The 22,836-nt window shown below is 65.5% G+C and carries 20 protein-coding genes and 1 tRNA gene; 9 read left to right on the top strand and 12 right to left on the bottom strand.

Going from position 1 to position 22,836, the window contains the following annotated elements:
- Positions 1-4: 4 nt before the first annotated feature.
- Positions 5-1,777, top strand: a complete 1,773-nt coding sequence (locus tag D4765_RS09185) for an ATP-dependent helicase (protein WP_136642053.1) — start codon at positions 5-7, stop codon at positions 1,775-1,777.
- Between the two features lie 918 nt (positions 1,778-2,695).
- Here the strand turns inward: D4765_RS09185 and D4765_RS09180 are convergent.
- Positions 2,696-4,183: a zinc-dependent metalloprotease gene (locus D4765_RS09180; protein ID WP_201799273.1), complete on the bottom strand. Its 1,488-nt coding sequence runs from the start codon at positions 4,181-4,183 to the stop codon at positions 2,696-2,698.
- A gap of 173 nt (positions 4,184-4,356) precedes the next feature.
- On the opposite strand from D4765_RS09180, the gene D4765_RS09175 reads away from it, so the two are divergent.
- From D4765_RS09175 to ppk2, 5 genes are all read left to right on the top strand, one after another.
- Positions 4,357-5,535, top strand: coding sequence for a YlbL family protein (locus tag D4765_RS09175; protein WP_136642001.1), 1,179 nt, complete (start codon positions 4,357-4,359; stop codon positions 5,533-5,535).
- 74 nt (positions 5,536-5,609) lie between these two features.
- The gene (locus D4765_RS09170) at positions 5,610-8,501 is read left to right on the top strand and encodes a UPF0182 family membrane protein (protein ID WP_136642000.1); all 2,892 of its coding nucleotides are present in this window, start codon (positions 5,610-5,612) and stop codon (positions 8,499-8,501) included.
- Positions 8,502-8,552: 51 nt separating this feature from the next.
- Positions 8,553-8,626: transfer RNA gene (locus D4765_RS09165), tRNA-Met, on the top strand.
- Positions 8,627-8,727: 101 nt separating this feature from the next.
- Positions 8,728-10,002: an APC family permease gene (locus tag D4765_RS09160; RefSeq protein ID WP_272898616.1), complete on the top strand. Its 1,275-nt coding sequence runs from the start codon at positions 8,728-8,730 to the stop codon at positions 10,000-10,002.
- Positions 10,003-10,091: 89 nt separating this feature from the next.
- Complete coding sequence (gene ppk2, locus D4765_RS09155; RefSeq protein ID WP_201799272.1) at positions 10,092-11,012, top strand: polyphosphate kinase 2; 921 nt, start codon at positions 10,092-10,094, stop codon at positions 11,010-11,012.
- 21 nt (positions 11,013-11,033) lie between these two features.
- Here the strand turns inward: ppk2 and D4765_RS09150 are convergent, their stop codons facing one another.
- The 8 genes from D4765_RS09150 to ku form a co-directional block, all read right to left on the bottom strand.
- The gene (locus D4765_RS09150) at positions 11,034-11,348 is read right to left on the bottom strand and encodes a hypothetical protein (RefSeq protein WP_136641999.1); all 315 of its coding nucleotides are present in this window, start codon (positions 11,346-11,348) and stop codon (positions 11,034-11,036) included.
- A 63-nt stretch (positions 11,349-11,411) separates the two neighbouring features.
- Positions 11,412-12,158, bottom strand: a complete 747-nt coding sequence (locus D4765_RS09145) for a ParA family protein (RefSeq protein WP_201799271.1) — start codon at positions 12,156-12,158, stop codon at positions 11,412-11,414.
- A gap of 11 nt (positions 12,159-12,169) precedes the next feature.
- Positions 12,170-12,877, bottom strand: a complete 708-nt coding sequence (locus D4765_RS09140) for a hypothetical protein (RefSeq protein WP_136641997.1) — start codon at positions 12,875-12,877, stop codon at positions 12,170-12,172.
- Positions 12,878-13,035: 158 nt separating this feature from the next.
- Positions 13,036-13,302 carry a hypothetical protein gene (locus D4765_RS09135; protein WP_136641996.1) on the bottom strand — a complete coding sequence of 89 codons (267 nt, stop codon included), beginning with the start codon at positions 13,300-13,302 and terminating at the stop codon, positions 13,036-13,038.
- A gap of 101 nt (positions 13,303-13,403) precedes the next feature.
- Positions 13,404-13,688, bottom strand: a complete 285-nt coding sequence (locus D4765_RS09130) for a hypothetical protein (protein WP_136641995.1) — start codon at positions 13,686-13,688, stop codon at positions 13,404-13,406.
- 168 nt (positions 13,689-13,856) lie between these two features.
- Positions 13,857-14,573, bottom strand: coding sequence for a DUF305 domain-containing protein (locus D4765_RS09125; protein ID WP_237280336.1), 717 nt, complete (start codon positions 14,571-14,573; stop codon positions 13,857-13,859).
- Entirely contained in the window at positions 14,570-15,232 is a 663-nt protein-coding gene (locus D4765_RS09120; protein WP_237280335.1) for a DUF3105 domain-containing protein, read from the bottom strand. The genes D4765_RS09125 and D4765_RS09120 overlap by 4 nt, the downstream gene beginning before the upstream one ends.
- Positions 15,233-15,285: 53 nt before the next feature.
- Positions 15,286-16,167: a non-homologous end joining protein Ku gene (ku, locus tag D4765_RS09115; RefSeq protein ID WP_136641994.1), complete on the bottom strand. Its 882-nt coding sequence runs from the start codon at positions 16,165-16,167 to the stop codon at positions 15,286-15,288.
- Between the two features lie 70 nt (positions 16,168-16,237).
- On the opposite strand from ku, the gene D4765_RS09110 reads away from it, so the two are divergent.
- Complete coding sequence (locus D4765_RS09110) at positions 16,238-18,820, top strand: ATP-dependent DNA ligase (RefSeq protein ID WP_136641993.1); 2,583 nt, start codon at positions 16,238-16,240, stop codon at positions 18,818-18,820.
- A 45-nt stretch (positions 18,821-18,865) separates the two neighbouring features.
- Positions 18,866-19,096 (top strand): hypothetical protein, encoded by a 231-nt coding sequence (locus tag D4765_RS09105; protein ID WP_136641992.1) that lies wholly within the window; start codon positions 18,866-18,868, stop codon positions 19,094-19,096.
- A 66-nt stretch (positions 19,097-19,162) separates the two neighbouring features.
- Here the strand turns inward: D4765_RS09105 and D4765_RS09100 are convergent, their stop codons facing one another.
- The 3 genes from D4765_RS09100 to D4765_RS09090 all read right to left on the bottom strand — a co-directional run bounded on the left by D4765_RS09100 (position 19,163) and on the right by D4765_RS09090 (position 21,843).
- On the bottom strand, positions 19,163-20,785 hold the full coding sequence (locus D4765_RS09100; protein WP_136641991.1) for a family 14 glycosylhydrolase: 1,623 nt from the start codon (positions 20,783-20,785) through the stop codon (positions 19,163-19,165).
- Between the two features lie 73 nt (positions 20,786-20,858).
- Positions 20,859-21,263, bottom strand: a complete 405-nt coding sequence (trxA, locus tag D4765_RS09095) for a thioredoxin (RefSeq protein ID WP_136641990.1) — start codon at positions 21,261-21,263, stop codon at positions 20,859-20,861.
- Between the two features lie 49 nt (positions 21,264-21,312).
- A complete protein-coding gene (locus D4765_RS09090) occupies positions 21,313-21,843 on the bottom strand; it encodes a hypothetical protein (protein ID WP_323513258.1) in 531 nt (176 codons plus the stop codon).
- A gap of 172 nt (positions 21,844-22,015) precedes the next feature.
- Between D4765_RS09090 and D4765_RS09085 the strand changes: the two genes are divergently transcribed.
- Entirely contained in the window at positions 22,016-22,831 is an 816-nt protein-coding gene (locus tag D4765_RS09085; protein ID WP_136641989.1) for a carbon-nitrogen hydrolase family protein, read from the top strand.
- The last annotated feature ends 5 nt before the right edge of the window (positions 22,832-22,836 follow it).

The raw sequence follows: 22,836 nt of genomic DNA, 5'->3' as shown, positions 1-22,836 counted from the left end.
CGCGCTGGACGACGACCGGTCAGGGCCCGAAACCGGAGCAGAGGCGCTGCTCTCGGCGCTCGACGCCGAACAGCGCGTTGTGGCGAAGACGCTGCTCGGCCCGGTCTGTGTGCTGGCGGGGGCCGGAACCGGCAAGACGCGTGCCATCACGCACCGCATCGCGTACGGTGTCGCCACCGGTGTGTACCCGCCGAACAAGGTCATGGCGCTCACCTTCACGGCCCGTTCTGCGGCCGAGCTGCGTTCGCGGCTGCGGCCGCTCGGCGCGGGCGGTGTGGCGGCCAGAACCTTTCACAGTGCCGCTCTGGCGCAGCTCAACTTCTTCTGGCCGCAGGTGGTGGGCGGCGACGTTCCGCGCCTGCTCGAAGGCAAGGCGCGGTTGCTCGGGCAGGTGGCCGAAGGCCTGAAACTTCGGGTCGACACTGCCTCGCTTCGTGACCTCGCTGCCGAGATCGAGTGGCGCAAGATCTCGAACATGTCGGTCGACGCGTATGCCGTGGCCGCGCGGAGTTCCCGCAGCCAGCCCGGCACACTGAGCGTCGATCAGGTGATCGACCTTCAGAACGGGTACGAGGCGCTCAAGCTCGAACGACGCCAGCTCGACTTCGAAGATGTGCTGCTGTCGATGGCCGGCATGATCGAGTCAGAACCCTCGGTGGCCATGCAGGTACGGGAGCAGTACCGGTTCTTCGTCGTCGACGAGTACCAAGACGTCTCGCCGCTTCAGCATCACCTGCTCTCGCTCTGGCTCGGCAGCCGTCAAGACCTCTGCGTGGTCGGTGATGCCAGCCAGACCATCTACTCGTTCGCCGGCGCCAAAGCCGATTTTCTGCTCTCGTTCGCCTCCGCGCATCCGAGCGCCACGGTGGTGCGGCTGGAACAGAACTACCGGTCGACCCCCGCAGTTGTCGATGCGGCGAACCGGCTGATGCGCGGCCGCACCGGCGCGCTCAACCTGCGCGCGGCGGGGGAGGGCGCCGAGCCCCCCGAGGGTGGCCGTCGAATCGAGCGGGGCCTCGAGCCCGCCATCACCGGCTACCCCTCCGAAGCAGCCGAAGCGCGCGGTGTCGCCGCGTCGGTGGCGCGGTTGATCACCGAGGGCACCAAACCCGAAGACATCGCCGTGCTGTATCGGATGAACGCCCAGGCTGCAGCCCTCGAGGGAGCCCTGACCGAGGCTGGGGTGACCTACCAGATTCGCGGATCGCAGCGCTTCTTCGACCTTCCCGAGGTGAAGCAGGCCGTGATGTCGTTGCGCGCCGCATCGGTCTCGATCTCCGGCGAGCCGCTGTTCAAGTCGGTGAGCGATGTGCTGCGCTCGCTCGGCTGGTCGCAGAGCCCGCCAGAAGGCCGCGGTGCCGGCCGTGACCGGTGGGAGTCGCTGAACGCCATCATGGGGCTCGCCGAACAACAGCCGCCGCGCACCACCTTCCGGGTGTTCACCGACGAGTTGCTCGAACGCCAGGCCGGTCAGCACGAACCCACCATCTCGGCCGTCACGCTCGCCACGCTGCACTCGGCGAAAGGGCTCGAGTGGCCGACGGTGTTCGTGCTGGGCCTCAGCGAAGGTCTCGTGCCGATCAGCTACGCCACGTCGCTCGAACAGGTCGACGAAGAGCGACGCCTGCTCTATGTCGGGGTCACTCGGGCGCGCCAGCGCCTGGCGCTGTCGTGGGCCGAGACGGGGGCGAGCCGCTCGCAGGTTCGGGCGCCCTCCCGGTTTCTGGCAGAGCTCGGCAGCCGCACTCCGGATGCACGAACCGCCAGCTCTCGCTGACCTGGCCGATATCGGGGTGCACGTGACGTACCCGGCCCTCGAGAGCGCTGCCTGCCATCGCTTCGATGCAGGCGCGCACCGCCGGAGCAAGCATCGAGGCGATGGCGAAGGGTTCGTCGAGCGGTGAGGTGCGCCGCATCAGCTGAGCGGCTATGGCGGGCCACGCCGGGTCGTCGTCGATGGCCGCGCGCTCGCAGCAGTGCAGGCAGGGGCCTGCCCCGGGCACGACGAGCGGCCCGATACGAATCTCCCGGTCGCCGAACACCACGGGCAGATGAGCGATGTCGGCGCGGAGCCAACGCCCCGACTCGGCCGGGTGCACTGCCCACGCGGCCACGAGAACCGCAAGGTCGATGGGCGCGGCGTCGCCTGCGTCGCCTGATTCACCTGCGTCGCCCGAGTCACCTGCTCCACCGGCGTCATCGCTGAGCTCAGCCCCACGGTGTGCCAGAAGCTGGCGGAGGGGCCGGCAGGCCGAGAGGGATCCGATGACGCGGACGCGCTGGCCGGTGAGCGGGCGAGAGACGGGGCCGGGCGACGCAAGGAGTGCCGGTGAGACCCGCTCGAGAAAGCGCGCCACGGCCCGGGGGCTTGCGCGGGCGCGTTCGCCGATCATCCGGAGCCCATCGAGGCCGACGCCCGGCCCGAGGGCGTGCAACATGCGTTCTTCGGCCGCAGTGACGTGCTCGAGCAGTACGGTGGCGCGGTCGACACCCACCTGCACGGCCGTCGGGGAGCGCCAGACGACGGGATAGCGGGGGTCGAGTTTCAGAATAATGGGCAGTGCAGGAGTGAACATACCTCCATCATGCATGCTGGGTGAGCATCGCTCAGAAAGTTATCCACAACCCAGATTCGCGCAGCACAGCCACGCTCGACCCAACACGGCTTCGCTCACCCGCGCACCACTCACCCGCGTCAGACGACGGGCGGCGCCGCCGAATCGGGCCGGTCGTCGCCCCGCGAGTCGCGATCAGCCGGGTCGGGGTCAGCCGGGTCGGAGTCAGGGTCAGAACCGGAACTCGTCTCAGCGGCCGGCGCATCGCCGAGGGTGTCGGCGATCGCCCCGTCAGCCGCGCCCTCGACGGGCCCGGCCTCTTCGGCGCGGAAGAAGTCGGCGATCGCGAGATCCATCTCGTCGGGCTCGGGTTCGCCCGCGAGCAACCGCGCAACGAGTGCCTGCGGGTTGTCGATGTCGTCAGAACTCGGCACGACGTCGGGGTGCGACCACAGAGCGTCGCGGCCCTCGGCGCCAACTGCGTCGGTCACGGCCTGCCACATGGCCGCCGCCTCGCGGAGGCGCCGCGGGCGTAGCTCAAGGCCCACCAGCGTGGAGAAGGCCGACTCGGCCGGCCCGCCGGTAGCGCGTCGACGGCGAACCGTCTCGGCCACCGCGTCGCGACGGGGAAGCCGCACGGTAGCAGCGGCAGTGACCACATCGACCCAGCCCTCGACCAGCGCGAGCGTGGTTTCGAGGCGAGCCAGGGCCTGTAACTGTGCCTCGGTCTTCGGCGGGATGAGCGCGCCGCTGACCATGGCCTGGCGCAGTTCTTCGGGGTTCGACGGGTCGAAACTCGACGCGAGGTCTTCGAGGCGCTCGGTGTCGATGGAGATGCCCCGGGCGAACTCGGTGATCGAAGTGATCATGTGCAGGCGCAGCCATTTGGCGTGCCGGAACAAGCGCGCGTGCGCGATCTCGCGAACCGACAGGTACAGCTGCACCTGGTCGACGGGAATGTCGAGGCCCTCGCCGAAGTCGGCGAGATTCTGGGGCACGAGAGCCGCCTGCTGGTCGCCCATGAGCGGGATGCCCACGTCACCGCCCGACACGACCTCGGTGGAGAGCTGGCCGACGACCTGGCCGAGCTGCATGGCGAAGAGTGCCCCGCCGATGTTGCGCATCAACTGGCTGGCGCTCGCCATCATGCCCGACAGCTCTTCGGGAGCCTGGTCTTTCAGCACGCGGGTGAGCGCATCGGCGATGCTGAGCGCGACCGGCTCGGCAACCTGGCTCCACACGGGCATCGTTGCCGTCACCCACTCTTTGCGGGTGAGAAGTTTGGGGGTGGCGGCGAGTTCGGCGACGTAGGTCACCTCGTCGAGCCAGAGTTCCGCGACGTGCAGCGCCTGCTCGAGGGCCGACAGCTGGCCGGGCGTGCTGACCGAGGTCTCGCGTACGGCGATCTGCTGGGCGGCATCGAGTGCCACCTTCCAGTCGACACCGTCGCCGCTGTTCTGCATGGCGTTCTGCAGCTGCTGCATGAGCTGGGCTACCGCGGCGGGGTCAGAGGGCAACCCGGCCGCGCTCGCGAGCTTCGACGGGTCGAGCTCTGAGTTGCCCGACAGAAACTGCCGCAGCATGTCGGCGAATTCGTCTTCGGGGTTCTTGTCTGGCTCGTCACTCACGGTCGCACATCTCCCACGGTCTTACCGCTTTCTATGATGCCTATCAGCATCGAGTTCTACGCTAGCCCCCGGCCCATTCTCGAAGCTGGGATTTCTCATAAGCTGGGCCCTTCGGTCGTGCGCCCGTGGCGAACACGCCTGATCCCTTCCGTTTCTGCCAGTGAAAGGCTCTTGTGAGCGAGACCGACCAGCCCACGCCCGGCGTGCCCGCGAAGCCAGTGCCCGTGCTTGTGCCCGCACCGCCAGCCGCGCCAGCACGGGCATCCACTCGCGGCTCGAAGCGCAGAACAGTCGGCTGGGTCAGCCTCATCGCCGCGCTGGCGCTTGCGCTCGGGATGAGCTTCATTCCTTCGCCGTATGTCATCGAGCAGCCCGGGCCGGTGTTCAACACCCTCGGCACCAGCGACCACGACGGAACCCAGGTGCCGCTCATCTCCATCTCGGGCGCCACCACCTATCCCACCTCGGGTGCGCTCGACATGCTCACGGTCTCGGTAGTAGGCAGCCCCGAAAGCCTGCCCAGCTGGGCAGAGATAGTGGGGGCGTGGTTCGACCAGAGCCGCGCGGTGGTTCCCGTCGCATCGATCTACCCGCCGACGGTCACTGTCGAGCAGCAAGACCAGCAGAACCAGGCGCAGATGGTCAACAGCCAGCAGGAGGCGATCGCCGCGGCGCTCACCAAGATGGGCACGGCTTTCACCACGACGGTTTCGGTTGCACAGGTCGCTACAGACGCGCCGGCCACGAACATCCTGAAAGCCGGTGACACCATCGATTCTGTCAATAGCGTTGCAGTGACCAGCGTCGACACTCTGCGCGCGGCCGTGACGGCCAACGGGGATGCCGCACCGGCCACGCTCGTCATCACGCGGTCGGGCGCCCAGCAGACCGTGCAGATCACGCCGCAGAAGGCCTCTGACGGCACGATTCTTCTCGGTATCGCCGCAGCGGCGGCGTACCAGTTTCCGTTCACCGTGAATATTCAGCTCGACAACGTGGGTGGCCCGAGCGCGGGAATGATGTTCGCACTCGGCATCATCGACCAGCTGACCCCCGGCGATCTCACCGGCGGGCAGAAGGTGGCCGGCACCGGTACGATCAGCGCCGATGGCACGGTGGGGGCCATTGGGGGCATCCGCCAGAAGCTGTACGGGGCCGAGCAGAGCGGGGCAACCTATTTTCTCGCGCCGGCTTCGAACTGCGACGAGGTCGTGGGGCACGTTCCGAGTGGGCTGACCGTTTTTGCTGTGAGCACCCTCACCGATTCGATCACCGCGCTCACCGACATCTCGTCGGGCAGTGACACGGGGTCTCTGCCGACCTGCGACTCGGTTCAGGCCGCTACGAAATAGCTGCCGACAGCGGGTTCTCAGCGTGGGCTGTCTAAGATTGGGCGAACACCCACAGCTAACACAAGAGGCTTACCGTGACTTCTACAACAGCCCAGAAGCCCGCAAGAAGATCGCGAACCGTCATCGCGATCGCCATAGCGGTCATCGCCGTTCTCGCGATTCTGTTCTTCGTCTTCACCAATCTGTACACCGAAGTGCTCTGGTTCGACCAGCTCGGCTTCCTGAGTGTGCTCACCACACAGTGGATCGCCGGCCTGGTGATGTTCTTCATCGGCTTCTTCGCGATGGCCATCCCGGTGTTCGCGAGCATCGAGATCGCGTTTCGTCTTCGGCCGGTCTACGCGAAGCTGAACTCGCAACTCGACCGGTACCAACAGGTCGTCGAGCCGCTGCGCCGCCTCGCCGCCTTCGGTATTCCGGCTGTGCTCGGCCTGTTCGCGGGCGTCTCGAGCGCGTCGCGCTGGCAGGTCGCCCTGATGTACCTGAACCGCACGTCGTTCGGGCGCACCGACCCGCAGTTCAACCTCGACATCTCGTTCTACGTGTACGACCTGCCGTTCTGGCAGGGTGTGGTGGGCTTCGCTTCGGCCGTCGTGCTGATCGCCGGCATCGCCGCCGTTGCCACGAGCTACCTGTACGGCGCCATCCGGTTCGGCCAGCGAGAGGTTCGCGTGTCGAAGACCGCCCGCGTGCAGATTGCCGTCATCGCCGGAATCTACCTGCTGCTGCAGGCCGTGAGCATCTGGCTCGACCAGTTCGCCACACTGTCGAACAGCGGCGGTCTGATCACCGGCGCATCGTATGCCGACGTGAATGCGACCATCCCGGGACTGCAGATTCTCGCGGGCATCGCCATCATCGTGGCCGTTCTCTTTCTCCTTGCGGCCTTCATCGGCCGCTGGCGCCTGCCCGTGATCGGCACGGCGCTGCTCATCGTCAGCGGACTGGTACTCGGTTCGCTCTACCCGTGGGTGGTGCAGCGCTTCCAGGTCGCGCCGTCGGAGAGAAGCCTCGAGGCGCCGTACATCCAGCGCAACATCGACCTGACGCGCGACGCGTACGGCGTCAGCAACGTCGACGTGATTCCCTACAACGCCACCACGACGGCCGAGCCCGGCGCGCTTCGTGCCGACGCGGCGACGACGTCGAACATCCGCATTCTCGACCCAGCGCTCGTGAGCGGCACGTTCGCGGCGCTGCAGCAGTTCAGGCAGTACTACCAGTTTCCGAAGGCACTGAACGTCGATCGCTACACCATCGACGGCAAGACCCAAGACATGGTCACCAGCGTTCGAGACCTGAACCTGAACCAGCTGGGCACGTCGGCGAGCTGGTACAACCAGACCATTGTGTACACGCACGGATACGGGGTGGTCGCCGCCTACGGCAACCAGCGCTCGGCAGACGGGCAGCCGGTGTTCTCAGAATCGGGCATCCCGTCGACCGGTGTGCTCGGCGACTACGAACCGCGCATCTACTTCGGCGAGAATTCGCCCGATTACTCGATTGTGGGCGCCGCAGCGGGCACCAGCCCGACAGAGCTCGACTACCCGTCGGGCACCGGTGGGGCATCCCAGACCTACACGACCTTCTCGGGTGACGGCGGCCCGAAGCTCGACAACGTGTTCAACAGGCTCGCGTACGCGCTGAAGTTTCAGTCGGAGCAGATCTTCCTGTCTGAGGCGGTGAACAGCAACTCGCAGATTCTGTACGACCGAGACCCGGCGACACGTGTGTCGAAGGTGGCGCCGTACCTGACGATCGACTCCGACCCGTACGCATCGGTGGTCGACGGGCACGTCGTGTGGATCGTCGACGGGTACACCACGTCGTCGAACTACCCGTACTCGAAGACAGAGGGGCTGAGCGCGGCGATTGCCGACACGTACACGCCGAAGCCGGGGTACGCCGTCGACAACAACATCAACTACATTCGCAATTCGGTGAAGGCCACGGTCGACGCCTACGACGGCAAGGTGACCCTCTACGCGTGGGATGCCACCGACCCCATTCTGCAGACATGGGAGAAGATCTTCCCGGCCACGGTCAAGCCGATGAGCGACATGAGTGCACAGCTCATTGCGCACGTGCGCTACCCGGCCGACCTGTTCAAGGTGCAGCGGGCCATTCTCGGGCAATACCACGTCACTGACTCGGGTTCGTTCTACTCGCGCGAAGACGCCTGGACCACGCCGAACGACCCGATTTCGACGGCCGCGAACCCCACGCTGCAACCGCCGTACTACCTCACGATGCAGGTACCCGGGCAAGACCAGCCCGAGTACTCGCTGTACTCGACCTTCATACCCCTCACCGGGGATGACACGAGCAAGAGTCTGAACGGGTATCTGGCGGTCGACTCGAACGCGGGAAACACGGCAGGGGTGAAGTCTGCCGACTTCGGCAAGCTGAGGCTGCTTACTCTGCCCAAAGACGCCACGGTTCCAGGCCCCGGGCAGGTACAGAACAAGTTCAACGCCGACCCGACCGTCTCGGGTGCTCTGAATCTTCTGAAACAGGGCTCGACCCAGGTACTGAGCGGAAACCTGCTCACCCTGCCGGTGGGCGGGGGGCTGCTCTACGTGCAACCGGTCTACGTCGAGTCGCGTGGCGAGACCAGTTACCCGCTGCTGCAGAAGATTCTCGTCGGCTTCGGTAACAAGATCGCCTTCGAAGACACTCTGGATGCTGCACTCGACGATCTCTTCGGCGGAAACTCCGGGGCGACCGCCGGCGACAGCGGTACCCCCACCACAACGACGCCTACGACGCCATCGACCGGCGGCACCACCACGACTCCGTCGGGGAACAATGCGGCCCTCCAGAAGGCCCTCAGCGACGCCCAGACCGCGCTGACGGCTCGCACAGCGGCACTTCAGGCCGCTGACTGGACAGCGTACGGCGTCGCCGACCAGCAGCTGAAAGACGCTGTGGCCGCCGCAATCGCAGCTTCGGGCGCCCAATAGGCCCGGATGGTAACGAGCACGCAAAACCTCTGGTAGTGTTACATCTTGTGCCGCGGGGTGGAGCAGTTCGGTAGCTCGCTGGGCTCATAACCCAGAGGTCGCAGGTTCAAATCCTGTCCCCGCAACAAGAAGACAAAAGGCTCGGCCCTCAGGCTGGGCCTTTTGTCGTTTCGGCGGTCTGTCTTTGTTCGGATGGTAACGTTCGGCCCGTGCAATCGAGTATGAAGTGACGACCGGTTCGAGCTCCGCCAGCCCGGCCTTGGTTCGACGACTGGGAACAGTCGACGCCGTGTCTATCGGCCTCGGATCGATGATCGGTGCCGGCATTTTCGCCTCGTTTGCGCCAGCTGCTGCTGCCGCAGGTGCCGGGCTTTTGATCGGGCTCGCGATAGCGGCGGTTGTCGCGTTCTGCAATGCGACGTCGTCAGCGCAACTTGCTGCGGAGCATCCGGCGTCGGGTGGCACGTATGTGTACGGCCGGGAGCATCTGGGGGAGTGGCCCGGGTTCGTGGCGGGCTGGAGCTTCGTCATCGGCAAGACGGCCAGTTGCGCGGCGATGGCGCTGACATTCGCCTCCTATGCCGTTCCTGAGTCGTGGCAGAAGCCGGTGGCCGTTCTGGCGGTTCTTGGTCTCGTGGCAGTGAACTACTTCGGTATCACACGCACGGCGCAGCTCACCCGCATCATTGTCATCTTCGTGTTGGCCGTGTTGGCCCTGATCGTCGTCTCTGGTCTCGCCGGGTTGGCCACAGACGCAGAACCACTGCGTGATCTGACAGCGAACGTTGGCGCGGGCGGCTGGTACGGAGTGCTGCAGTCGGCTGGCTTGCTTTTTTTCGCGTTCGCCGGGTACGCCCGTATTGCCACTCTTGGCGAAGAGGTGAAGAATCCCAGCGTCACAATTCCGCGAGCGATTCTGCTTGCACTGTCGGGCACCCTCGTCGTCTATGCCGTGGTCGCGGTGGTCGCACTACTCACTCTCGGCCCCCAGCAGCTTGCGTCGGCTGCCGCGCCCCTGGTCGACGTCGTGACAGCGAGCGGGTGGTTCTGGGCGACCCCCATCGTGCGAGTCGGTGCAGCCATTGCCGCTCTCGGGGCGCTTCTGGCGTTGATCACCGGAATCGGCCGCACGAGTCTCGCCATGGCGCGAAATCATGATCTGCCGCACTGGTTCGCCGCGGTGCATCCACAATTCAGGGTGCCCCATCGCGCCGAATTGGCTCTGGGTCTAGCGGTGTGCGTTCTCGTGCTCACGGTCGACGTGCGAGCGGTTATCGGATTCTCGTCGTTCGGGGTGCTGCTCTACTATCTCGTCGCCAATGTGGCTGCGTTCACTCAGACCAGCCGCCGGTACCCGCGGGCGCTGCAGGTTCTCGGCGGGTTGGGCTGTGTTGCGCTCGTCGTGACACTGCCGCCGGGCGCCGTACTCGCGGGCGTCATCGTGGTCTTCGTCGGGGCGATCTATCGGGCGATCCGTTTGCACCTGGCAGGCCGGCGCTGAGGGGCAGGGCGAGGCGTCGTCTCGCGGTTCTCACAGTCAACCCTCGCTGTTCATGTTCTGGTTGTCTTGGCCGCTTATGATGCCCAATCGTGACGGACAACGACTACTTCTTCTCGGCGGCCCCCGAACTCGACGATGTGCTCGGGTACACGGTTGTCGACGACGACGACGATGACCCCGTGCTGGTCGCACGCGACGGTGCAGTGGTGGACACGTGGCGGGAGGGGTACCCGTACAACGCACGCATGGATCGTGCCGAGTACGAGCTCGACAAACGCTTGCTGCAGATCGAATTGCTGAAGCTTCAGAACTGGGTCAAGTCAGAGGGGCGCCGCGTCGTCGTGGTGTTCGAAGGCCGGGATGCCGCGGGTAAGGGCGGCACGATCAAGAGGTTCATGGAGCACCTGAATCCGCGGGGTGCCCGCACGGTGGCGTTGGAGAGGCCGAGCGAGCGCGAGCAGACGCAATGGTATTTTCAGCGTTACGTGCAGCATCTTCCGGCCGCGGGCGAGATCGTTCTGTTCGACCGCTCCTGGTACAACCGGGCCGGCGTCGAACGCGTGATGGGTTTCTGCACTGACGATCAGTACGACGAGTTCATTCGGCAGACGCCGTTGTTCGAGCAGATGCTCGTCGGCGATGGTATCGACCTGGTGAAGTTCTGGTTCTCGGTTTCTGCAGATGAGCAGCGCACCCGGTTCGCCATCAGGCAGGTCGACCCGGTACGGCAGTGGAAGCTGTCACCGATGGATATCGCGTCGCTCGACAAGTGGGCCACATACACGGCAGCCAAGGAGGCCATGTTCGAGAAGACCGATACCACTGCGGCGCCGTGGACGGTGGTGAAGAGCAACGACAAGAAACGAGCCCGGCTCGAAGCGATGCGGCACGTGCTCTCGCTGTTCGACTACGCGAACAAAGACCACGCGATCGTCGGCGAGCCCGACGCGAAGATCATCGGTTCGGCGTCGACCGTGTACGAGCAGGGTGAGAACGAAACCCAGAACTGACCCGACCCGAAAACGCTGACGTCAGCGAAACGGTACGGGCACTGCGCCAGAGTGGCACCACTCCAGGCGAAGCGTCTGGCCGGGTGCGCGTTTCGCGAGATCTGTTTCGAGGGCGCTGATGCGGGTCGTGATGACGATGCGGGAGTCTGCGACGAGATCGAATCTCATCTTCTGGGTCTGCTCGGTGACCAGCACTGTTCCGACCGTCGGAAAGACGACGAGCATCTGCCCGGTGTGAAGCAAGATGTGCTCGTAGTTTCGGCGGAGGGTCTGCCCCAGTTCGGGAATAGCGTGTACCGCATCAGCCGTGCGGAGTGTGCCCGTCATTGCAATCATGAGACAGAGTCTTCACGAGTGAAGTGAGCAGGAGATGAACGAAGGATGGGCATCCAGAGCTGATCAGTGGCGGTGTTTTCGTTGCTTCGCCTTGATGCTCGACTGCACGCGCACCCACAGCTCGCTGTAGGCGTGCGCCGCTTCTGTTCGGGGCGCATAGACCCCGACGGGTGCGCGTTCGGTGCCCATCCGTTCGATGACGACGCTGCTGGGAACCACAATGTTGGTGACAGTCGAAGAAGACCGGGGAAGATCTCTGACGGCGGCGCGGTGCAACGTCTTTCGGCGATCGACCATCGACAGGAAGCCCACGACCTGCGGCGCGCTGGCCGACTCCGAGACGAACTCTGTGACCTGCTCCAACGATCGCAGCGACAGTGGCGACGGCACCAGGGGCACCACGATCAGCTCTGCGGCGTGCAGAGCATTCTCTGCGACCAGAGACGAGCCGGGCGGGCAGTCGAGGATGACCACGTCGTAGTCAGATGAGATCGTTTCGAGCAGCTTCGCTATGCGTTCGACCGAGTTCTTGTTGTGATCGAAGACCAGGTCGAGGTCGCGGTAACTCGCATCGGCGGGGAGAACATCCAGTCGCTCATAGCGTGTCGACCTGATCGCCTTCGCGGCACCGGTCTTGCCGCCGATGAGCGCGTCGACGCCGCCCTTCAGCTTCGGCTTCACCTGCAGGAGAAATGTGGCGGCACCCTGAGGGTCGAGGTCCCACAGCAGAACACGAAAATCCTGAGATGCTTCCCATGCCAGGTTCACGGCCGTCGTCGTCTTACCGACCCCGCCTTTTGTGCTGTACACCGCCACCGTCTTCACAGATTTCCTCGATTCGATTGTGGGCGTGAGCTGATCGACAGAAGATTCTGGCGAAGAAAAGGTGATGCCCCGGCAATACTGACCCGGTGGGGGCCGTATTCGAAAACGACCGCAGCCCATCGGCCGAACGGGTCTTCGATTCGGGTGACGGGGTGCTCGACACCGTCGATCACAAGGTGGCTGTCGCGGCGACGCATGTCAGACACATAGTGTGTCGCCCGGTGAACCTCGCGGTGCCAGGCGTCGAGATGATCGCTCTGCGAAGGAACCCTCATGGGGAGCATGTCGTTGCGAATGAGATAACTGACGGCATGCTCGGTGAGAGTCGATCGGCCCGGGTCGGCAAACGCCGCGTCATCGACCGGCTGAGGAACGCGGCTGGTACGAATCGACGCAGCTGGTGCACGGGAGCGCTTTCGTGGCTGTTCGTAGAACACCTCGAGGCGAGTAAAGCTGCGTGTGTCGAATGAGACCCGCATGCCCGATGGTGCGAGCGAAGAACCCGAGGCGAAACTGAGTGAAGGCCGCGGTCGCCCGAAGCGGCGAAGTGCGGCCTCGCTGAATCGAAGATCTGGGTCGGGCGAATGCCCGAACAATGCCAAGGCGTGGCACGCCTCGGGACAGAAACAATCTTCGGGCAGGCGAACCAGGTGCTCGGGCAGCGGCTTCACCGTCGCTGTGGCCACCGTGGTGTCTGTGTGCATGCGTCTCCCCGCAGTTGTTCCGAAGGCAGGCTGCCGGGGTCTAGGGAAGCGCGTTCGGGATTACGGTAGCACTGCACGGCGCCCACCATCATGCAATAGTCGATCGCTGCTCGGCAGACCGCTGTGTACCGAGGTTTCAGCGAGCGCGTCACGGCAGGCTAGGTCACGACGCGGCGAAGAGCATCCCGCCAGCTCGGGGCGTGCACGTTTCGACCCACATCGGTGGGTGCGGCGACCCACTCCCTGTCGCGAGCGTGGAGATGATGCGTGATGCGCTGAACGGAGTTCTCAACCCTGAACAGATGCCACGAGTCATCCTGAATGCTGCGCAGTGCGTAGCGATTGTGGCTGGTCCAAAACTCGACCTGCTCGTCATCAGCGATGGGTAGTTCTATATCCGACAGCGTCGGGTTGCCATTCAACACGATCACAGCCTATTCAGCGAAGGCGAACGCCGAATGAATGGCAGACGCCCCATCGGTTACAAAGCAGAGACAACCGCCCCCGAAAAGAGACGGAACCACGGTCAGCGGTTGCGAATGCCTTCCATGAACGAGACTGGGGGGAATCCCCACTCGCGAGCGAAGTCATCTGCCGAGCTCGTCAGCAATTCCCGGCGCGCAGTGCTGAGAATCCGCTCAGATTGCTCATCGTCGCCGGCAGCCACGATGTGGGCGACACGCGTGTTGGCCAGCGACACGAAGATGAGGTCAGACAGGCCCGTTGCGCCTCGGCAGAAGTCGAACGCGGGGCTCTGCGACAAGCCGATGGCGCGGCGCCACCCCCACGGGGTTCGAGCCCGAAGCTCCACCCGCCAACACTCTGCAGCCATCATCATCATCACAGTGCATCACCCCCGAACCGGCATGTCAGCCCCTTGCCAAATCCTGCGTCATGCGCGGTCGGGCGTCGCAGCCGGCGAGGCGGGTTTTCACACTGTTTACGTGTTGTTCGTCTGTTCGCCTCGGAGGGCTCTGACTCAGGCGCGAGCTGCGAGCAGCTGCTGCATGTAGCCGATCTCGCTGGTCTGGGCTGTGACGATGGTGCTGGCGAGGCTCAGCACGTCTGAATTGGTCGAGCGGGCCACGAGCGCGTCAGCCATCTCGACCCCGCCCTGGTGGTGGGCGATCATGAGGCTGAGAAACAGCTTCTCTGCCGGCACTCCGCTGAGCGTCTGCAGGTTCGCGAGGTCGGCTGAGGTGGCCATCCCGGGCATGGCGGCCCCGGGGGTGACCGCTTGCGCCGAGGCGCCTGCGCTCGCAGCGGCCGTCGCGCCCGCCACCGCTGTCGCGCCCGCTGCCGTGCCCATGTTCATCCCGTGGCCGGCCGCCGATTGGTCGAGCGTAGGCAAGGTCATCCACGTCATGGCGGGCACAGGTGAGACCTGTGGCAGCCCCCAGAGGTTCAACCACGCGAACATCTGCCCCGCCTGCTGGCCCTGCGACGTGGCGATGTCGTAGGCGAGCTGCCGAATCTCGGGGTCGGTCGTGCGGTCCCGGATGATCAGGGCCATGTCGATCGCCTGCTGATGATGCACTTGCATGTCACGGGCAAACCCGGCCTCGGCGCTCAGCGTACTGGGCGAGGTCACCACGGGTGTCGTGACCCGACCCACCACCAGCCCGATCACGAGCAGCAGCACCGCTCCGAGAACGAGCGCGACGCGCATCCGCCACCCGTCTACTGCCCGGCTCACGAGACCAGCCCGGGAGCAGTCACCCCGCCGGTGCAGGCAGCGCCCGGCTCTGGTGCGCTCGGCGACTGCCAGTACGTCTTCAGAAAGTCGGCGAGGCGCGTGTCGTCGACGCCGGTGAGCTGAATCTGAGCGCCCCAGGCCGACGCCACCACGGGGGAGGGGAGGCCGACATACGGCGACAGCACAATGTAGGTGGTCGGCAGTTCTGCCCGCAGCTTCGTCAGCGTATCACCGGTGATCTGGGTGGCGTCGTAGGTGACCCACACGGCGCCGTGTTCGAGATCGTGCACGGCGTTCTCGTTCGGAACCGCCTGGTCGTAGACGCCGCAGTTCAGCCACACCGGCGCGTGGTTGCCGCCCACCGGTGGCACCTGGGCGTAGGTGACACTGCCCGTCACATGATTGCGCGTGAGCCCGGTGAAAGTCTGAACCCCGTCGGCTTTTGTGGCTACGGGAGCGGATGCCGAACCTCCGCCGGTGACGACAAACACGATCACGAGCACGATGATGAGGCCAATCGCCCCGAACCCCCCGCCGAAAAGCAGTCGGCGGTTGCGAGTAGCTTTGGCTTGCTCGCGTTTCATCGCCTCGACTTTCTCGGCGCGACGCGCTTCTCGCTCTTGCTTGACGGTCAGTGTCTTCTTGTTTTCGGGGGGCACGATGCACAGGGTAGTGAGGTTAACCGGGAGAAAACCGTTAGAGCGACAACCAACTAGGCACCTTTTTTACTCCTCTGCGAACGCGCCGACGAAACTGCCGAAGAACCCTCCGTCGAACCGGTCTTCGCCCCGCGACTCTTCGCCACACTCTGCCGCAGCGCTTCCATGAGGTCGAGAACCTCGCCGCCGCCGTTCTCGTCGGTGCCGCCGCTGCCGGCTTCGTCGCCCTCACCGAACGTCTCGTCGGTGTTCACCGAGTCGCCCTTCGCGAGCTTCGCGTCGATGAGTTCACGCAATTGCACCTGATAGTCGTCGCTGAACTTGTCGGGCGCGAAGTCGGTCGAATACGAGTCGACAAGGCGAGCCGACATCTCGAGTTCTTTCGCCGAGACGCGTGGGTGATCATCCAGTGCCGTGAAGTTCGCGGCGCGCACCTCGTCATCCCACAGCAGCGTCTGCAGCAGCAGCACTTCGCCGTGCACGCGCAGGGCCGCGAGCCGTGTCTTCTGTCGCAACGCGAAGTGCACGATGGCCGTGCGGTCGGTCTCTTCGAGCGTGCGCCGCAGCAGCACGTAAGCTTTCGACGACTTCGAGTCGGGTTCGAGAAAGTAGCTGCGATCGAACCGGATCGGGTCGACCTGGTCGCTCGGAACAAATTCCACCACGTCGATCTCCCGGCTCTTCTCGGCCGGCAGCGACAGAAGATCGTCGGGCGTGATGATCACCGTCTTGTCGCCATCGTCGTAGGCCTTCTCGATGTGGTCGTACGTCACGACCTCACCGCAGATGTCGCAGCGTCGCTGGTACCGGATGCGCCCGCCATCTTTGTCGTGAACCTGGTGCAGCTCGATGTCGTGATCTTCTGTCGCGCTGTAGACCTTCACGGGCACGTTCACCAGGCCGAACGTGACGGCGCCCTTCCAAATGGATCTCATGAGCCCAGTGTTCACCCGCGGCGTGTCAAGAGGCTAGAGACTTGACAACCGGCAGCGGCATGATGGGCCCATGGCGGCCACGAAGAAGAGCGGTGCCGGTGCCAGTGCGGGCGCGGGCGATGAGGTCGTCGTCAGCGTCGGCGGGCATCGGCTGAAACTGACGCACCTCGAGAAGGTGCTCTACCCCGAGACCGGCACCACCAAGGCGGATGTTCTGCAGTACTACTCGGCCATCGCCGACGTGATGCTGCCTCACGTGCGCGATCGCGCCGCGACCCGCAAGCGCTGGGTGAACGGCGTAGGCACCGAGGCGCACCCCGGCCAGATGTTCTTTCAGAAGAACCTCGACGACGGCACGCCCAGCTGGGTGAAGCGGCGTACTATTGCGCACTCCGACCACGACAACGAGTACCCGCTGGTGAACGACCTCGCCACGCTCACCTGGCTCGCGCAGATCGCCGCGCTCGAGGTGCATGTTCCGCAGTGGCGGTTCGGCCGGGCCGGTGCTGCGTTGAACCCCGACCGGCTCGTGCTCGACCTCGACCCCGGCGACGGCGTGGGGCTGCCCGAATGCGCCGAGGTGGCTCGGTTCGCGCGCACCATTCTGCAGGGCATGGGGCTCGAACCGTTTCCGGTCACGAGCGGGAGCAAGGGCATCCACTTGTATGCGGCGCTCGACGGTTCGCAGAGCTCGGAGCAGGTCTCGGCCGTGGCGCATGAGCTGGCGCGGGTACTGGAGGCCGATCATCCCGAACTCGTCGTCAGCGACATGAAGAAGTCGCTGAGGGTCGGCCGCGTGCTCGTCGACTGGAGTCAGAACAGCGCCGCGAAGACCACGGTGGCGCCGTACTCGTTGCGGGGGCGTTCGCGGCCGACGGTTGCGGCGCCGCGAACGTGGCGGGAGCTCGCGTCGGCGTCGCTCGCGCAGCTCGACTACACCGAAGTGCTCGCGAGGGTGAAGCGGCGGGGCGACCCACTGGCCGAGGGGCTGGGGGAGCAGCTGGGGGAGCAGCGTGCTGCCTCTCCCGCTGTCGATGGCTCGGTACCCGACGCCCAGCAGCCCGACCGTCTGCACACCTACCGCAGTATGCGAGATGCGTCGAAGACGCCTGAGCCGGTTCCGGATGCCCGGCCGGCCACCACCGCCGGCAACAGTTTCGTCATTCAGAAGCACGACGCCTCCCGACTGCACTACGACTTTCGGCTCGAGCACGACGGGGTGCTCGTCTCGTGGGCGATTCCGAAAGGGCCGCCCACCAAGTCGGGGCAGAACCACCTCGCGGTGCAGACCGAAGACCACCCGCTCGAGTACGGCTCGTTCGAGGGCACGATCCCGAAGGATGAATACGGTGGCGGCACGGTCGAGATCTGGGATGCCGGAACCTACGACCTCGAAAAGTGGCGCGACGGGCGCGAGATCATCGCCACCCTGCACGGCACGAAGGCCGGCGGGCTCGGCGGCGATCGCAAGTTCGCTCTCATCCACACCGGCAGCGGTAAAGGCGCGAAGGCTGAGCAGAATTGGTTGATCCACCTGATGCAGCCCCAGTACAGCGCCGCGAGCGAGAAGCGCCACGCGCACCTCCCGCCGCAGCCCGACGACGAGGCGCCCGCCCTGAACGCCGCGCTCGCGGCAGCAGACACGCCCGCGAAGCCGATCGCCCCCATGCTTGCCACCCTGGGAGCGGCGGCCGACTTCGCCGATCACTCCGACGCCGACGACTGGGCGTACGAAATGAAGTGGGACGGCATTCGTGCCATCGCCACGCTCGACTCCCGCGGTGTGCGGCTCGCCAGCCGCAACGGCCACGACATCACGGCGCAGTATCCCGACCTGGCGGTGCCGCTGGCCGCGGCCCTCGGTTCGCACGAAGCCGTTGTCGACGGTGAGATCGTCGCGTTCGACCCCTCTGGCCGCCCCAGCTTCAGCCGCCTGCAGCAGCGCATGAACCTGCAGGGCGAGGCCGACGTGAAGCGGGCCGTCGCGGCCGTCACGGTGCACCTCGTGCTGTTCGACATCGTGCACCTCGACGGCCGCTCGCTGGTGCGTGAGACGTACGATTCCCGCCGCGCCCTTCTCGAGAGCACCGTGACTCCGGATGCCCGCTCACTCGTTGTGGTGCCAGCAGCGTTTGCCGGAGACTTCGATGCCGCCTTCGCCAGCAGCAAACAGCTCGGCCTCGAGGGTGTTGTGGCGAAGAAGCATGACGGCAGCTACGGCCCGGGGCGCCGTTCCCATTCGTGGGTCAAGCTCAAGCACCACCGCACGCAGGAAGTCGTCGTGGGTGGGTGGCGCCCAGGGTCAGGCCGCAGGGCGGGCGGGGTCGGGTCACTGCTGCTGGGCATTCCGGGCTCCGACGGGCAACTGCAGTACGTGGGGCGCGTGGGCACGGGGTTCAGCGATGCCGACGTGACGCGGCTGGCTGAGCGGTTCGAGGGCAGAGGCCGGGCATCCAGCCCCTTCGTCGAGGTGCCGCGCGATGTGGCAGCCGACGCGCACTGGCTCGACCCGTTTCGAGGCCCCTCTCATGGCCCTTCTTTTGTCGGAGAGGTCGAATTCGCCGAGTGGACCGCGTCTCAGCACCTGCGCCAGCCGGTCTGGCGGGGCTGGCGCGCCGACAAGTCCCCGGGCGACGTTGTGCGCGAGTCGTAGTGTCAAGCGTCGGGTGAAATAGTTGTTCTGTCGTAGTATGGAGGCATGTCACAGCTAGGTAAGCGCCCCGTAGAATCTCGGCAGTCATCCGGTGGTGTGGTGACCGTCGTGTCGCTCGTTGTCTCGCTGGTGCTGTTCATCGGCGGAATGTACCTTTTCGGTCTGGCGTTCCAGTTTCCTGACTTCGGCACCCTCATCTTCTCGTCGGGCCTCGTGGCCGTGTGCCTGGGCGTGTTCATTCCGCTGCAGGTTCTGCGTCACGTCGACGGCGCCTGACCCCAGAACACCTTTTACGAAGAAGCGGGCCCCGAGTCATCCGGGGCCCGCTTCTTCGTGTGTGGGCTACTTGTAGTCGCGAATGAAGTTGGTCATCTCCGTCTCGGCGAAACCGCCGCTCGCGATGTCGGGCAACCGCAGCACGGTCAGGCCCGAGAACTTCTTCACGGGGTCGCGGTCGAAGGCGGTACGAATGTGCGACCACCCCGGTGAGCTGGCGTCGCCGTCGCTGTAGAGACCGCCGTTGAGCGCGTTCTCGCCTTTCAGCTGCACTCCTTCGGCTGCCGCCGCGTCGGCGATCCACCCCACCTGGTCGGCCGCCGCCGAGTAGGCGTGCGCAGAACCATCCCACTCGATGTTCGGCTTCTCGAGCTCGGTGAAGTGCAGCACTACGTGGTGGGTGACGGGGCTGACCCCGTCACCGTGCACATCGGCGTCGTGCACCATGTTCAGAATGGTGTCGTAGCCGTGCCCGGTGGCATCGCTGTTCACGTCGACATTCGTCGAGATGAGCCCGGCTGCCACCTCGGGCGCCCGGCGAATGGGGCTCGACGCCATGGTCTGCCAGTGCACGCCCGGAATCTTGATGCTGAGCGGGGTGTGGGCGAGCGACCCGTCGAACGCCTCGATGGCCTCGTCGAGAATGGTGCGGCCGTGGTTCACGAGCGACTCGTTGTTCCACTGGGTGAGGTCGTGCCCGTAACTCGAATTCAGGTAGGCCCCCGACGTGAAGAAGCGGTCGTGGTCGTCGGGCGGCGAGATGGTCGACAGTGTCAGGCCCGGGATGCCCCAGGCCGACCCTGCACCGGCCACCGAACCGTACTTCGCCAGAACCCACTGCACGAACGACGCGCGTGCCGCGGGGCTGTAGACCTGCAGGATTCCGCGGTTCGGAAAGAAGCCGGGCGTGCCCGCTACACCCGCGTCTTGGGCGTCGTACGAAGGCTCCCGCAATTCACCCGCAGGGCCCGTGCTCACCGCGATCTCAGAGATCTTGGTGCTGAAGCCGGCGCCGAAGTGGTCTTCGAAGGCGTTCATGAAGTTCTTCATGTACTGGTACGACCGAGGGGCGGCCATACCCCAGGGCGCGACGGCCTGCGTGGAGACATTGCCGTACTCGCTCTGGTAGAAGTTGTCGGCCGGCCGGGTGCCGAGAATTCCGCCGTAGTTGACCGGTGCCGTGACGAAGCTGGGCAGGGGGATGGGTGTCGCGCAGTCGCCGGAGTCGCCGACGCCGGTGCCGCACGAGTGGAACGACATGATGGGTACGATGCTCAGCCCAGCGGCCACGATCGCACTGAACGTCTGGTCGTAGTACGCCCAGTCGTAGGTGGTGGGGCTGAGAGCCGCCTTGCCCCACCAGACGTCTTCTTCGATTCCTGTGCCGCCCATCTTCTTGAATTCGTCGAGCTGCCTGACGAAGGCCTGCCACTCGGGGCCCTTCGTCTGCCAGTCGGGAATCTGCAGCCGGGCCATGGCCACGACGGTGGGGGAGTCACCGGGGGAGGCGAGCGCCGCGTTCGGCAGGGTGATGACGCCGGCCGCCAACGCGGCAGTGGCGCCGAGAACGGCGATGCGGCGGCCGAGGCGGCCGATGCGCGGTGATTTGCGGTGCGGGCTGCGTTGGGGGCTGTGCTGCGGGCTGCGCTGCGCGTCAGTGCGCCACTGCCCGGGTGTGGGTATCTTCATTGATCTCTCTCGCTTGCGGATGAATGCATGACCCCCGGGCACGCATCCACCAGCATAGCTGAGAAATTGTCGACTACTCTACTTCGGTCGAGGTCTCACCGTTCGACTCGGCCGCGCGCTTGGTCATGGCTTCGTCGTATTCCTTCCGAACCTCGGTCATATCGAGGCCGCGAACCTGCTCGATGAGGTTCTCGAGCGCGGGCTGGGGAAGGGCGCCGGGCTGCCCGAAGATGGGAATGCCGTCGCGGTACACGACAAGCGTCGGAATCGAGGTGATGCCATAGCTCGCGGCGAGGGCCTGCTGGTCTTCGGTGTCGACTTTGGCGAACGTGATGTCGGCGTTCTTCTCACTCGTCGACTCGAAGACGGGGGCGAACTGCCGGCACGGGCCGCACCAGGCAGCCCAGAAGTCGATGAGAACGATGCCGTCGGCAACGGTCTTGTCATGGTTCTCTTGGGTCAGTGTTTGCGTACTCATGACAGAGCCAACACTCCGGTCGTCGACGTCATTCCCCGGCTGCGCCCGCTCAGAGTCGGGCGGCAGACGGCTTGACGAACGCGGCGCGCATGTGATCACTCGAAAGGTACTCGGCGATGCCGAACAGAATCAGGCTGAAAACGATCTGTTCGGTGACCATCCAGAGCGGGTACAGCCCCGGAATCGCGGCGATGACGAGCGTCACCACCGGAAAGATCTTGCTGAACAGTCGCAGTCGCGAGTATGCCCAGTAGTAGCCGGCTCGTGCCCGCCAGGTGAAGTAGAAGAGGGTGACGGTGATTGCCAGCACGACGAGCCCGCGAAACCACACCGGCCACGGCACGTCGACGTGATTCAGCGTCAAGATGGCTGCAGTCGCCATCGCGGTGAGACCGAGCACGAACTCGGCGCCCAGCAGCCACGTGATGACGGTGAAGGCCTTCTGCGTGCTCGGGTGCGACCGCTGATCGTCGGCGATACGGTAGCCCGCGTTTCGGCCCGCAGCCAGGCGGTCGATGCGCTCGAAGGGGAGCCGGTCGAGAATCATGGCGCCTTTCGTCGTCGGGAGGGGGCCGAACACGATTCTACGCGGCGCGCCGCGGGGTCTCCGCCGCCTGGCGAGACCGCGCTGGCCGCGCCTGCTACCCGCACCCGCGCCCGTACCTGCCACCTGCCACCTGCAGCGCTCGCAGTACCTGCGCCCGCCGGCCGCGGCCACTCCCACCGCGCGCGCCCGCCCCTAGGCTTGCTCCATGAGTTCCGATACTTCTGGCCGGCTCGGGATCGCCGTGGCGCAGTTCGCCCCGAGCAACGACAAGGCCGCCAACCTCACCGCGATTCGCGCGCTCGCCAGCACCGCGGCAGAGCGCGGGGCGCAGCTTGTCGTGTTCCCTGAGTACTCCGCCCATTTCGCCGAACCACTCGGCCCGAGCGCGCTCGCCGCCGCCGAACCGCGGGGCGGAGAGTTCGTGCAGGGTCTCGGGGTGATCGCGGCCGAGTTGGGCATCCACCTGGTTGCCGGAGTCATCGAGTCAAGCGATGCATCCCACTACTTCAATACCCTCGTCGCCCTCGACCCGGCGGGGGTTCTCGTCGCGAGCTACCGCAAGATCCATCTGTATGACGCGTTCGGTGCCCGGGAGAGCGACTGGATGCACGCCGGCACCGTTGCGCCGCCCGAAACCTTCACGCTCGGAGGTTTCACCGTCGGACTGCAGACCTGTTACGACCTCCGTTTTCCTGAGGTCACCCGCTGGCTGGTCGACGCCGGCGTCGACCTCGTGCTCGTACCGTCGGAGTGGGTTCCCGGCCCCACCAAAGAGCGCCACTGGAACACGCTGCTCGCCGCTCGTGCCATCGAGAACACCGTTTTTGTGGCCGCTGCCGACCACACCGCGCCCGGCGGGGTGGGGCTCAGCCAGGTTCTTGACCCGACGGGCGCCGTTCTCTCGGCCATCGGGGCGGCGCCGGATGTTGCCGTGGCCTTCCTCGACCCGGCCCGCCTCGCTGGCATCCGCCGCACCAACCCGGCCCTCGCCCTCCGCCGCTTCTCCGTCACCCCCCGCTGACCGCC

Source organism: Subtercola vilae (genome assembly GCF_004923255.1).
Lineage (GTDB): Bacteria > Actinomycetota > Actinomycetes > Actinomycetales > Microbacteriaceae > Subtercola > Subtercola vilae.
This window is presented reverse-complemented; position numbering and strand designations above follow the sequence as displayed.